The sequence below is a fragment of the Nocardioides humi genome, assembly GCF_006494775.1.
Classification (GTDB): domain Bacteria; phylum Actinomycetota; class Actinomycetes; order Propionibacteriales; family Nocardioidaceae; genus Nocardioides; species Nocardioides humi.
Window position 1 is genome coordinate 1134070 of the sequence record NZ_CP041146.1, and the last position, 12042, is coordinate 1146111.

Annotated in this window: 13 protein-coding genes and 2 pseudogenes; 6 read left to right on the forward strand and 9 right to left on the reverse strand. The window is 72.5% G+C overall.

What is annotated here, in order from left to right; genetic code table 11:
- Positions 1-5: 5 nt before the first annotated feature.
- The 3 genes from FIV44_RS05535 to FIV44_RS05545 all read right to left on the reverse strand — a co-directional run bounded on the left by FIV44_RS05535 (position 6) and on the right by FIV44_RS05545 (position 2608).
- Positions 6-764: an SGNH/GDSL hydrolase family protein gene (locus tag FIV44_RS05535; RefSeq protein ID WP_141003579.1), complete on the reverse strand. Its 759-nt coding sequence runs from the start codon at positions 762-764 to the stop codon at positions 6-8.
- Between the two features lie 129 nt (positions 765-893).
- On the reverse strand, positions 894-1676 hold the full coding sequence (locus tag FIV44_RS05540; protein WP_141003580.1) for an ABC transporter permease: 783 nt from the start codon (positions 1674-1676) through the stop codon (positions 894-896).
- Positions 1676-2608: an ABC transporter ATP-binding protein gene (locus FIV44_RS05545; protein ID WP_141003581.1), complete on the reverse strand. Its 933-nt coding sequence runs from the start codon at positions 2606-2608 to the stop codon at positions 1676-1678. The genes FIV44_RS05540 and FIV44_RS05545 overlap by 1 nt, the downstream gene beginning before the upstream one ends.
- A 130-nt stretch (positions 2609-2738) precedes the next feature.
- On the opposite strand from FIV44_RS05545, the gene FIV44_RS05550 reads away from it, so the two are divergent.
- Together FIV44_RS05550 and FIV44_RS05555 are read left to right on the forward strand one after the other, a co-directional pair.
- A complete protein-coding gene (locus FIV44_RS05550) occupies positions 2739-3941 on the forward strand; it encodes a sensor histidine kinase (RefSeq protein ID WP_141003582.1) in 1203 nt (400 codons plus the stop codon).
- A complete protein-coding gene (locus FIV44_RS05555) occupies positions 3938-4603 on the forward strand; it encodes a response regulator (protein ID WP_141003583.1) in 666 nt (221 codons plus the stop codon). The genes FIV44_RS05550 and FIV44_RS05555 overlap by 4 nt, the downstream gene beginning before the upstream one ends.
- On the opposite strand, the gene vanX is transcribed toward FIV44_RS05555, so the two are convergent.
- From vanX to FIV44_RS31135, 4 genes and pseudogenes are all read right to left on the reverse strand, one after another.
- Positions 4506-5213, reverse strand: coding sequence for a D-Ala-D-Ala dipeptidase VanX (gene vanX / locus FIV44_RS05560; protein WP_141003584.1), 708 nt, complete (start codon positions 5211-5213; stop codon positions 4506-4508). The two genes, FIV44_RS05555 and vanX, sit on opposite strands and share 98 nt — an antisense overlap.
- Positions 5210-6249: pseudogene (gene vanA / locus FIV44_RS05565) on the reverse strand (D-alanine--(R)-lactate ligase). Before vanA ends, vanX begins: the two are co-directional and overlap by 4 nt.
- Positions 6237-7208, reverse strand: a complete 972-nt coding sequence (locus tag FIV44_RS05570) for an NAD(P)-dependent oxidoreductase (protein ID WP_246086828.1) — start codon at positions 7206-7208, stop codon at positions 6237-6239. Before FIV44_RS05570 ends, vanA begins: the two are co-directional and overlap by 13 nt.
- Positions 7205-7807: a M15 family metallopeptidase gene (locus FIV44_RS31135; protein WP_219996307.1), complete on the reverse strand. Its 603-nt coding sequence runs from the start codon at positions 7805-7807 to the stop codon at positions 7205-7207. The genes FIV44_RS05570 and FIV44_RS31135 overlap by 4 nt, the downstream gene beginning before the upstream one ends.
- Before the next feature lie 91 nt (positions 7808-7898).
- On the opposite strand from FIV44_RS31135, the pseudogene FIV44_RS05580 reads away from it, so the two are divergent.
- From FIV44_RS05580 to FIV44_RS05595, 4 genes and pseudogenes are all read left to right on the forward strand, one after another.
- Positions 7899-8584: pseudogene (locus tag FIV44_RS05580) on the forward strand (response regulator transcription factor).
- Positions 8577-9686: a sensor histidine kinase gene (locus tag FIV44_RS05585; RefSeq protein WP_141003587.1), complete on the forward strand. Its 1110-nt coding sequence runs from the start codon at positions 8577-8579 to the stop codon at positions 9684-9686. The pseudogene FIV44_RS05580 and the gene FIV44_RS05585 overlap by 8 nt, the downstream one beginning before the upstream one ends.
- Positions 9687-9696: 10 nt before the next feature.
- On the forward strand, positions 9697-9921 hold the full coding sequence (locus FIV44_RS05590; RefSeq protein ID WP_141003588.1) for a FitA-like ribbon-helix-helix domain-containing protein: 225 nt from the start codon (positions 9697-9699) through the stop codon (positions 9919-9921).
- Positions 9918-10319, forward strand: a complete 402-nt coding sequence (locus FIV44_RS05595) for a type II toxin-antitoxin system VapC family toxin (RefSeq protein WP_219996308.1) — start codon at positions 9918-9920, stop codon at positions 10317-10319. Before FIV44_RS05590 ends, FIV44_RS05595 begins: the two co-directional genes overlap by 4 nt.
- A 6-nt stretch (positions 10320-10325) precedes the next feature.
- Here FIV44_RS05595 and FIV44_RS05600 read toward each other — a convergent pair whose 3' ends face one another.
- Together FIV44_RS05600 and murI are read right to left on the reverse strand one after the other, a co-directional pair.
- Positions 10326-11156 (reverse strand): MBL fold metallo-hydrolase, encoded by an 831-nt coding sequence (locus tag FIV44_RS05600; protein WP_246086829.1) that lies wholly within the window; start codon positions 11154-11156, stop codon positions 10326-10328.
- The gene (murI, locus tag FIV44_RS05605; RefSeq protein WP_141003590.1) at positions 11153-12025 is read right to left on the reverse strand and encodes a glutamate racemase; all 873 of its coding nucleotides are present in this window, start codon (positions 12023-12025) and stop codon (positions 11153-11155) included. Before murI ends, FIV44_RS05600 begins: the two co-directional genes overlap by 4 nt.
- Between the last annotated feature and the right edge of the window lie 17 nt (positions 12026-12042).

Genomic DNA, 12042 nt, shown 5'->3' on the forward strand with positions numbered 1-12042 from the left:
GCAACCTACCGAGCGACCGCCCACGCCCGCCGTACCGCCCACGGGCCCAGGTCGCGGGCCCGGCGCCCGAACCACGGCGCGCCCTCAGTGACCATCCAGGCGACGTCGCGGCGCCAGCTCGGCGGGCAGCCGCCGCCTGGCTCGAGGCTCGGCAGCGGGAAGTCGAGGCCGGCCGCCTGCAGCCGCTCCCCCCACGCGCGGGCCAGCGCGCGGTGCCCGACCTCGGAGGGGTGGAAGCGGTCGATGGACCAGCAGGCGCGGTCCAGCACCTCGGGCATCAGCGCGAGGTCGAGCCGGAGACCGCCGTACGCCGTGTGGAGGTCGTCGTACACCTCGTTGACGACGGCGATCCGCTCCGCCATCGGCCGGACGAGCACCCGCGGCAGCCCGAGCAGGGCGGCGTGGTCGTGCCAGCGGACGGTCATCAGCGTGGCGCCGCCGGCGACCAGGGCGCCGGCGACCCGGTCGAGGTCGGCGTGCAGCCGGTCGGGGTCCCAGGTGGAGCGGAGCGTGTCGTTGACGCCGACGAGCAGGGACGCGAGGTCCGGCCGGTGGGCCAGGGCCTCGTCGAGCTGCCGCTCGCGGACGACCGTCGCGGTCGCGCCGGAGCTGGCGACATTGCAGAAGGAGACGTCGTACGACGCCCGCAGCGACTCGGCCAGCAGCCGGGCCCACCCCCGCCAGCCGCCTCCGGGGACCGGGTCCCCGAGGCCGACGGTGGTGCTGTCGCCGAGGGCGGCGAACCGCAGGTATCCGTTGCCCACGACGCAACCGTGGCGGAGCCGGCTACGGGCAGGCTCCGCCACGGTGACGTGTCCGGCAACCTTCGGTGAAGAACGTGCGCGCACAGCAGGCACCACCTGTGGGCGTGCGTTCTACGGCCGGGGTGGGTGCTACTTCACCTCGGCGCGCATCACCCGGAACCAGCCGGCGACGAACGGCAGCACGATCCAGATCAGCATCGCGGTGCCGAGCTGCGCGTAGTCCTGCCCGCTCAGGTCGAAGTCACCCTCGAGCAGCGGGCTCTGCGCGGTCCCCAGGTCGAGCCAGGGAGCGGCGTCGTGCAGACCGCTGATCGATCCGAAGATGATCGACGACGCGATCGGGAGCACGAAGAACACCACGATGGCCGCGGGCGTGTTCAGCAGGATCAGGCCGTAGGCGAGGCCCTGCAGGATGGTCATCAGCTGGAGGACGAAGAAGAGCAGGAAGACGGTCAGCGTCGCGTCGGCGAACTTGTCGTCGGCCCCTCCCACCAGGGTGAAGAGGGTCGCGATCACGATCGCCGCCACGAAGGCTCCGGTCCCCCAGATGAGCGCGGCCACCACCTTGGAGGCGATCACCCGGGTGCGCGACGGCTCCAGGGCGAAGGTGACCATCGCGGTGCGCTGCGACCACTCGGTGGTCACCAGGAGGATGCCGAGCACCGGGAGCAGGAAGCTCTGCGGCGTCGCGGAGAAGCCGACGAAGTTGCCGAAGATCCGGTCGTCGGCGTCCGCGATGGCGAAGAAGATCACCATGGCGATCGCGGTGATGGCGACGATGGTGCCGAGCAGCCAGACGCCGGCCCGGGTGTCCCAGGTCTTGCGGACCTCGACGCCGACCAGGCGCAGGAACGGGGTCCGGGGCGTGTCGCTGACGTCCAGGGTGAGGGCGGGCTGGGCGGGAGCAGTCATCACTGCACCTCCTGGGTCGTCGTGGAAGCCGCCACGCCCTCGCGGGCCGTGGCGGAGGTCAGCTCGAGGAAGAGATCCTCCAGGCCGGCGCCGCCGGAGCGGAGGTCGGTCAGCACGACCCCCGCCTCGAGCGAGGCCCGGCCGACCTGCTCGGTCGTGGCGTTCACCTTGAGTCCGTCCCCGGCGGCCTCGACCACGTGACCGGCCCGCTCGAGGGCGGCGCCGAGCGTGGCGTTGTCGAGGGAGGTCACCATCGTGATCGCGGCGCCGTCGCCGGCCGCGGCCAGCAGCGTCTTCTTGTCGCCCTGGGCGACGATCCGGCCGTGGCCGATGAGGATCATCTCGTCGGCGATCAGCTCCACCTCGTGCAGCAGGTGGCTGGACAGCAGCACGGTGCCGCCGCGGTCGGCGTACCCCTTGAGCAGGCCGCGCATCCAGCGGATGCCGGCCGGGTCCAGGCCGTTGGCGGGCTCGTCGAGGATGAGGACGGAGGGGTCGCCGAGCAGCGCGTGGGCGATGCCGAGGCGCTGCTTCATGCCGAGGGAGTAGTTGCGCAGCCGGCGCTTGGCCTCCGAGGAGGTCAGCCCGACGAGCTCGAGGAGCTCGTCGACCCGGGTGTCCGGCAGGCCCATCGTCTTCGCGCCGATGGTGAGGATCTCCCGGCCGGTGCGGCCGGCGTGCTGCGCCGAGGCGTCCAGCAGTACGCCGACGTGGCGCCCGGGGTTGGGGATGTCGTGGTAGTCCAGGCCACCGATGGTGACCCGGCCGTGCGTGGGCGGCGTGAGCCCCACCATGACTCGCATGGTGGTCGACTTGCCAGCGCCGTTCGGCCCGAGGAAGCCGGTGACCCGGCCGGGCTGGGCGACGAAGCTGACGTCGTCGACGGCGGTGAACGCGCCGTAGGAGACGGTGAGTCGATCGACTGTGATCATGACCCCCAGCCTGCCCCACGAGACGCCTCCGCACATCGAACCCGCGTCGCGAGTCGACCCGACCAAAGTAGGTGTCGCTCCGGTCCCGGGGCGCTGCCGAGGCCTCCTCGCCAGGCCCTAGCCTCGGATCATGCACGCGCCCACGCCCGACGACTACCAGCCGCGCCTGCGCTGGTACAGCCAGGTCTGGCGCTACCTCCTCGCCGCCGCCATCGGCCTGGTGGTGTGGGTCCCGATCATGGATGCCCAGATCGAGCGGCACCCGTCGCTGTTCTGGGCCGACCTCGTGCTCGGCCTGCTCTCCTTCGTCCTGGTGGCCTTCCGCCGCCGATGGCCGTTCGCGGTCGCGGTGGTCACCGTCCTGATGGCCCCGTTCAGCTCGCTCTCGGCCGGTCCCGCCTCCCTCGCCACGGTGTCCCTGGCCACCCGTCGCCGCTGGGGGCAGATCATCACGATCGGCCTGCTCAATATCGTCCTGAGCTGGTTCTACTACCTCATCCAGCCGAGCCAGGACGTCGACCCCTGGTGGCTGACCGCCACCTTCACCGTCGTCGTCGTCGCCGCGATCCTCGCGTGGGGCATGTACATCGGCTCCCGTCGCGAGCTGCTGTGGACGCTGCGCCAGCGCGCCGAGAACGCCGAGGCCGAGCGCGACCTGCGCGCCTCGCAGGCCCGCTCCAACGAGCGGGCCCGGATCGCCCGCGAGATGCACGACGTGCTCGCCCACCGGATCTCCCAGATCTCCATGCACGCCGGCGCCCTGACCTTCCGCGAGGACCTCTCCGCCGACCAGATGCGCAGCAGCGTCGCGGTCATCCAGGCCAAGGCCCACGAGGCGCTCACCGACCTGCGCGAGGTGCTGGGGGTGCTCCGGGACGCCGACGGAGCCGGTCCGCTCACGGGCCCGCAGCCGACGTACCGCGACCTCGGCGCGCTCGTCGCCGACGCCCGCGCGGCCGGCGCCGCGATCGAGTACGACGATGCGCTGGCCGCCGGCGAGGAGCTCCCCGACGCGGTGGGCCGGACGGTGTACCGGATCGTGCAGGAGGGCATCACCAACGCCGGCAAGCACGCTCCCGCGGCCACGCTGCGGATCCGGGTCGGCGGCTCCCCCGACGACGGCGTCGACGTCGTGCTGCGCAACGCCCTCGGCTTCGGCCCGACCCGCACGCCCGGCGCCGGCCTGGGCCTGGTGGGCCTCGCCGAGCGGACCGAGCTGCGCGGCGGCACCCTGGCCCACGGCATCGAGCAGGCCTCCGACCGCTCGGGGGCCGACCTGTTCGTGCTGCGCGCCTGGCTACCGTGGGCGACCGAGCAGGAGGAGGCCTCATGACCGAGCAGATCCGCGTCATCGTCGTCGACGACGACCCGCTGGTGCGCTCCGCGCTGACCCTCATGCTCGGCGGGCAGGCCGACATCGCGGTCGTCGGCGAGGCGGCGGACGGCCGCGCGGGCATCGCCCTCGCCCGCGAGCTGACGCCGGACGTCGTGCTGATGGACATCCGGATGCCCGTCCTCGACGGCCTCGCCGCGACCCGCCTGCTGCACGCGGACCCCCATCCCCCGCGGGTGATCGTGCTGACCACCTTCGACGCCGACGACTACGTCGTGGGCGCGCTCGCCGCCGGCGCCGACGGCTTCCTGCTCAAGGACACCGCTCCCTCGGAGATCGTCGCCGCCCTCCGCAAGGTCGCCGCCGGCGACCCGATGCTGTCCCCGTCGGTCACCCGCACCCTGATCCAGCGGGTCCGCACCGAGTCCGGCGACGGCCGCGCCGCCGAGGCGCAGCGCCGCCTGGACCGGCTGACCGAGCGCGAGCTCGACGTCGCCGGCGCCGTCGGCCGGGGGCTGTCGAACGCCGAGATCGCCGCCGAGCTCCACCTGTCGGTCCCCACGGTCAAGGGGCACGTGTCGAAGCTGTTCGAGAAGCTGGAGACCACCAATCGGGTCCAGATCGCGCTGACGATCCGGGACGCGGGTCACCCTGCGGAGTGAGCCGGCCGACCGGGAAGTCGAAGTACGTGCTCGGGTAGGGCTCGTCGGTCAGCGTGTAGTGCCACCACTCGCACTCGTAGGAGCCGAACCCGCAGGACTCCATGACGGAGCGCAGGTGCCGGCGGTTCTCGGCCGCGACCCCGGAGACACCGCTCGCCCCGTGGTGGGAGACGGCGTCCATCAGGTCGTGGCCACCGCCCATGGGCGCGAGCTCGCCGGTGGCCAGGTCGTAGAGGGTGAGGTCGACGGTGCTCCCGCGGCTGTGCCCCGACCGGGTCGCGACGTAGCCCTGCTCGAACATCGCGACGCGGTCCAGGCGCGGGTAGTGGCGCGCCTTGGTGCGGCCGTCCTCGGGCTCGGTCGACCAGCGCAGGAAGCGGTCGACGGCGCGCTGGGGGCGGTAGCCGTCCCACAGGAGCAGGCCGAACCCGAGGCGTGCCGCCTCTCGCTGCGCGCGGCCGAGGGCGGTGCACAACGCTCGGGTGCCGACGATCCGGTTCACCAGGTAGCCGTCGACGGGGCGGCCGGTGAAGTTGTCCCAGGTGGCGTACTTGGCGTCCCAGCGGATCCCGGGCACGTGCTCGTCGACGAAGACGAACTCGCCCGTCATCGCCCGCTCCCGGCCAGGGCCAGCGCGATGGTCCGGTCGATCACCTCGGACAGGGACAGCCCGGCGGCCGCCATCATCCGCGGGTAGCGGCTGTACGACGTCAGCCCGGGGAAGGTGTTGACCTCGTTGAGCACGATCGTCCCGTCGTCCTGCAGGAACAGGTCCACCCGTGCCAGGCCGCGGCAGCCCAGGGCCCGGTACACGTCCTTCGCACGGTCCCGGATCCGCTGCCTGGTCGCGGCGGGGACAGCGGCGGGGACGGTGACGGTGGCGTTGTCGGACCCGCGCTCCGGCTCGCTCTCCTGGTGGATCCGGAAGAAGCCGTGCGACAGGCCGATCTGGTCGATCTCGCCGGCGATCAGGTCGGTGCCGGTGCCGAGGATCGCGCAGCCCACCTCGCTGCCGGCGACGGCCTCCTCGACCAGCACCTTCGCGTCGTACCGCCGGGCCGTGGCGATCGCGGCGGCCAGCTCCGCGCGACCCTCGACCTTGCTGACGCCGAAGGACGATCCCGAGCGGGCGGGCTTGACGAAGACCGGGTACGAGAGGAGGTCCGGGTCGATCTCCTCCCCCGCGTCGACGACCCGGAACGCCGGCGTCGCGATCCCCGCGTGGCCGGCGACGACGTAGGCGAGCGACTTGTCCATGCACAGCGCCGAGCTCTGGATGTCGCAGCCGGCGTAGGGGATGCCGGCGAGCTCGAGCAGGCCCTGGATCGCGCCGTCCTCGCCGAACCTGCCGTGCAGCACCGGCAGGACGACGTCCAGCCGGAGCGCCTCGTGGCGTCCGTCCTCGAGCAGCAGCAGGCCGTGGACGTCCCGGTCCGGGGACAGCACGACGGGCCGGGACGGTCCCGCGTCCCAGACGCCTGCCGGGCTCTCGCACAGCCGCCAGCCGCCGTCCTCGGTGATCCCGACGAGGATCGGCTCGTACCGCTCCCGGTCGAGGTGGGCCAGCACCTCCTGGGCGGACTTCACGGAGATGGGGTGCTCCTCGGACAGTCCCCGAAGAGGATGCCGACCTTCAGCCGATCCATGCTGACTCCTGCCTCTCGAATTCCCTGCAGTTGATGAGCGAGTGCTCGACCGTGTCGCTCAGCGCGCGATCGGTGTAGTAGGCGGTGTGGGGTGTGACGAGGACGTTCGGCAGGCGCTGGAGCCGCACCAGCGCGTCGTCCAGGACCCGGTCCCGGCAGTCCGCGTAGAAGACGCCCTGCTCCCCTTCGAGGACGTCCAGCGCGGCACCGCCGAGGCGCCCGGCCTCCAGGGCGGCGAGGAGCGCGGCGGTGTCGACGAGCGGCCCGCGCCCGGTGTTGACGACGCAGGCGCCCTCCTTGAGCCGGGCGATCCGACGCCGGTCCAGGAGGTGGTGGGTGCCGGCCTCCAGCGGCGTGTGCAGGGTGACCACGTCGCTGCGGCGGAGCAGGTCGTCGAGCGAGGTGTGCTCGGTGCCGCTCGCCGGGCGGTGGTCGTGGGTCAGCACGCGGCAGCCGAACCCGCGCAGCCGGGTGATCACGGCCGACCCGATCCGTCCGGTCCCGACCACCCCGACGGTCAGGTCGCGCAGCTCGCGGCCGCGCCCGTCGGCGAGGCGGTAGTCGTGGACGTCGGCACGACGGACGGTGGATCGCGCGTGGCGCAGCACCATCAGGATCAGCATCAGCGTGTAGTCGGCCACGCCGTCGGGCGCGTAGTCGACGTTCCCGACGGTGATGCCGAGGCTCGCGGCGTAGTCGACGTCGATGTGGTCGTATCCGACGCTGCGCGTCGAGACGTACCGGACGCCGGCCCGCTCCAGCGCGCGCAGCACGGGCGGTGTGACGGGCGTGCGATGCCCGACGCTGACGCAGCGGCGCCCCTTCGCGAGCGCGGCCGTCGCCTCGGACACCGCGGCGGCGGTGATGGTCGGGGTCAGGCCGTGGCGCGGCGCCAGCCGGCGGAACAGCGCCGCCTCGTCCGGCTCGCATCCGTACGCCGTGATGGCGGCGCCCGTCACGAGGTCACCCGCGGGTCGTGGGTGGGGTCGGCGTACCGCTCGGGGCAGCCGCCGGCGACGGCCGCGGGCCGCAGCTCGTAGTGCCAGGGCTCGTTGTCGTAGATCTGGCACAGCCCGTACGCCGCACCGTGGGCCGACAGCCATGCCGTGGCGCCGCTCCCGCCGATGTCCACCGCGTCGCCCGCGACGTGCGGGGAGGTCGCGGGCGTGGCGACCCAGCGCGCGGCCTCCTCCGCGGAGCCGTACTCCTTCACGGCCTCGCGTAGCAGCCGCGCCTGGTGCTCCGGGGACCGCCAGCCGCTGTTGACGTGGAGCACGACGCCGTCGCCGGCCGCGGCCGTGGTCGCCCGCCGCAGCGCGTCGCGCAGGGCCGGGTCGAGCCGGGCGATCGCGGGGTCGTCGTCGTAGGGGGACCCGGCGGAGTGTCCCGTCGTGGACTGCAGGCCGATCACCGCGGCGAGCAGCACGGCCACGACGGCCACGACGGCCACGACGGCCAGGACCGCCAGCGCCGACGGCGGGGACAGCGACGGGAACGACCGTGGGGACGACGGTCGCGGTCGGCGTACGGCGGTGCGGGTCGCGGTGCTCGGGGACATGCGACCAGTCAAGGAAGCGCGGCGTTGCCGGGCCGTATGCGGTTTTCGATACGTCCGCGATATGCGCCGGCCGCCTAGCATCGTGGTCACCATGCGTGTGCTGATCGTCGAGGACGAGCCCTACCTGGCCGACGCCATCCGCGACGGCCTGCGCCTCGAGGCGATCGCGGCCGACATCGCCGGCGACGGGACACGGCGCTGGAGCTGCTCGGCGTCAACGTCTACGACATCGCGGTCCTGGACCGTGACATCCCCGGCCCGTCCGGCGACGAGGTCGCCGAGCGGATCGTGGCGTCCGGCAGCGGCATGCCGATCCTCATGCTCACCGCCGCCGACCGCCTCGACGACAAGGAGTCCGGGTTCGAGCTCGGCGCCGACGACTACCTCACCAAGCCGTTCGAGCTGCGCGAGCTCGTGCTGCGGCTACGCGCCCTGGACCGCCGGCGCGCCCACAGCAGGCCGCCGGTGCGGGAGATCGCCGGGCTGCGCGTCGACCCGTTCCGTCGCGAGGTCTACCGCGACGGCCGGTACGTCGCTCTCACCCGCAAGCAGTTCGCCGTCCTGGAGGTCCTCGTCGCCGCCGAGGGCGGGGTCGTCAGCGCCGAGGAGCTGCTGGAGCGGGCGTGGGACGAGAACGCCGACCCGTTCACGAACGCCGTCCGCATCACCGTCTCGGCGCTGCGCAAGCGGCTCGGCGAGCCCTGGGTGATCGCGACCGTCCCGGGCGTGGGCTACCGCATCGACGCCGGACCGCCTGCCGAGGACCGGCGTGGCTAGGCCGCCCGGACTGAGCGTCCGCCTCAAGCTCACCCTCAGCTACGCCGGCTTCCTCGTGGTGGCCGCGTTCCTGCTCCTGGCCGTCGTGTGGGTGTTCCTCCTGCGCTATGTGCCGGAGAACGTCTTCTTGCCCGGGCAGGACGGCCGCCCCGGTCCCAACGTCCCCAGCCGGTCCGATCTCGAGGCCGCCTTCGTGCCGAAGGCCGCCCTCATGCTGGGCTTCGTGCTGCTGTTCGGCCTGGTCGGCGGCTGGGCGCTGGCCGGGCGGATGCTCGCTCCCCTGACCCGGATCACCGACGCCACCCGCCGAGCCGGCCGCGGATCCCTCGCCCATCGGATCCACCTGGAGGGCCGCAAGGACGAGTTCCGCGAACTCGCCGACGCCTTCGACACCATGCTGGGAAAGCTCGAGGCGCAGGTCGCCGAGCAGCAGCGGTTCGCGGCCAACGCCTCCCACGAGCTGCGCACCCCACTCGCGGTCACGCAGACCCTGCTCGAGGTCGCGCGCAGCGACCCGAACCACGACGACGGCGAGCTCATCGAGCGACTCCACGCCGTCAACACCCGCGCTATCGACCTCACCGAGGCACTGCTCCTGCTCAGCAAGGCGGACCAGCGCTCCTTCGCCCGCGAGCCCGTCGACCTGTCACTGGTCGCCGAGGAGGCCACCGAGACACTCCTTCCCCTCGCCGAGAAGCGCGGCACCACCGTCGAGACCGCCGGCGAGCAGGCCGTAGCCACCGGTTCGTACGCCCTCCTGCTGCAGCTGATCACCAACCTCGTGCACAACGCGATCGTCCACAACCTGCCCGCCGGCGGTGCCGTCCGGGTTACGACCAGCGTCGACCCGCCCACCGTGATCGTCGAGAACACTGGCAAGGAGCTCCCACCGCAACTGGTCCCCACGCTCGTCGAGCCCTTCCAGCGCGGCACCGGCCGGGTCCGCGCCGACCACGCCGGCGTCGGCCTCGGGCTGGCCATCGTCCGCAGCATCGCCGAGGCGCACGACGGCACGCTGGCGCTGGAGCCGCGAACCGGCGGCGGACTCCACGTGACGGTACGGCTGCCGACCGCGGAGCACATGCAATCGACATGCAGGTAGACTGAATCGCATGTCGACGCTTCAGGTCCGCAATGTGTCCGACGACCTGCGCCGCATCCTCAAGGAGCGCGCCGCACGGAAGGGAATGAGCCTGTCCGACTATGTGCGGTCGGAGCTCGCGCGGACCGCCGCACAGCCGACCTACGAGGAATGGCTCGACCGCGTCCGGCTGCGCGGCGCCACGTCACCCGACGTGAGCGCAGCCGACCTGGTCCGGGCCGACCGCGACCGGTGACCGCTGTCGTCGATGCGTCGGCTCTCGCCGAGCTGGTCGCGAACACGCCACGGGCGGCTGCGATCGACGGCCAGCTCTCACCGCATGCCGGCGACCTGCATCTCCCCCATCTGGCCGTAGTCGAGACGGCGTCCGTGCTGCGCGGCTGGGCACGCAGCCAGCAGATTGACCCGCAACGTGCTGTCGCCGCGCTCGAGGATCTCGCGGTGTTCCCGGCGCGGCGCTGGGCGATCGACGACCTGCTGCCCCGGATGTGGGCGCTCCGCGACAACCTGACTGCCTACGACGCGACCTACCTGGCCTTGGCAGAGAGCCTCGACGCCACCCTGGTGACCTGCGACGACCGTCTGCGCAAGGGCGCAACGAGGCACACGACCGCGACCATCGTCGTACCGTGACGAGCCTCAGAGCTCGTAGACCGTCCCCTGCGCGGCGAGCTCGGTCGGCCCGTCGTACGCCGCGGCGGCCTCGGTGAGCATGGTCTGGGCGTCGTGCCACGGCGGCACGTGGGTGACGACGAGGCGCTTCACGCCGGCCTTGGTCGCGACCTCGCCGGCCTCGGCGCCGGTGAGGTGGAGGCTCGGGGGGTTCTCGTCGCAGGAGCGGAAGGACGCCTCGCAGAGGAACAGGTCGGCGTCAGCGGCGATGTCGAGCAGAGCCGGCGTGGGGCCGGTGTCGCCGCTATAGGCGAGGACCTTGTCGAAGGCCGAGACCCGCAGGCCGTACGCCGGCACCGGGTGGTCGACCTCGTAAGGCTCGACGCGGAAGGGTCCGATCTCGATCGGGTCGCCGTAGACGCGGAACGAGAACTCCTCGCGCATGCCGGGCTTGCGGGGCAGGTCGTAGGCCTTGGCGAGCCGCTTGGCGGTGCCCTTGGGCCCCCAGACGGGGATCTTCGGCTGGGTGCCGGTGGGATGGTACTTGCGGAGCACGTAGTAGCTGGTCATGTCGACACAGTGGTCGGCGTGCAGGTGGCTGATGAAGACGGCGTCGACCTGGAGCGGGTCGACGTAGCGCTGCAGGGCGCCCAGCGCGCCGTTGCCCATGTCGAGCACGAGGCTCCAGGTGCGCAGCGCGTCGGTGGCCTGGACCAGATAGCAGCTCGCGGGCGAGTCGGGGCCGGGATAGGAGCCCGAGCAGCCGACGACCGTCACCTTCACCGAGCGCTCCGCCGGCGGCACCCGCAGCGCCGTCGTCGCCGGCGCGACCCCGGCGTCGATGCTGTCACCTGTCAACGCACACCCCCTGCGAACTGTCCTGCCGCCACGAGCTCGGGCCCGAGGAACCGTCGCCCGATCGTCTCGAACTCCGCCGGCGAGCCCGTCGTCGCGAAGGAGTACGACGGCACGCCGGTCGGCCGCATGAGGCCGGTGTCGGCCAGCATCCGGTACACGTCCTTGGCGCACTCCTCCGCACTGCTCACCAGCGTGACGTCGTCGCCCATCACGTAGGAGATGACGCCGGTCAGCAGCGGGTAGTGGGTGCAGCCGAGGATCAGGGTGTCGACGTCGAGCTCGGTGAGCGGGTCGAGGTACTCGTGGGCGACGGCGATGAGCTCGTCGCCGCCGGTCACCCCCGCCTCCACGAAGTCGACGAAGCGCGGGCAGGCCCGCGTGGTGAGGGAGAGCTGGGGAGCGGCGGCGAAGGCGTCGTCGTAGGCCATCGACTCGGCGGTCGAGCGGGTGCAGATGACGCCGATCCGGCCGTTGCGGGTGGCGGCGACGGCGCGCCGGGTGGCCGGGTAGATCACCTCGACCACGGGGACGTCGTACCGCTCGCGGGCGTCGCGGAGCATCGCCGCGCTCGCGGAGTTGCAGGCGATGACGAGGGCCTTCACGCCCTGGTGGACGAGGTGGTCGAGGCACTCGAGGGCGTACTCGCGGACCTCGCCGATCGGCTTCGGGCCGTAGGGCTGGCGGGCCGTGTCGCCGACGTACGTGATCGACTCGTGGGGCAGCTGGTCGATGACCGAGCGAGCCACGGTGAGACCCCCGAAGCCCGAGTCGAAGATCCCGATCGGGGCGTCGACGTCGACGCGGAGGTCGGGGTGGTCCAGGTGCCGCACCCGCTCAGCGTACGGCGTCGGGGTGGTCGTGGTCGTCATTCCGGGACCCAGATCAC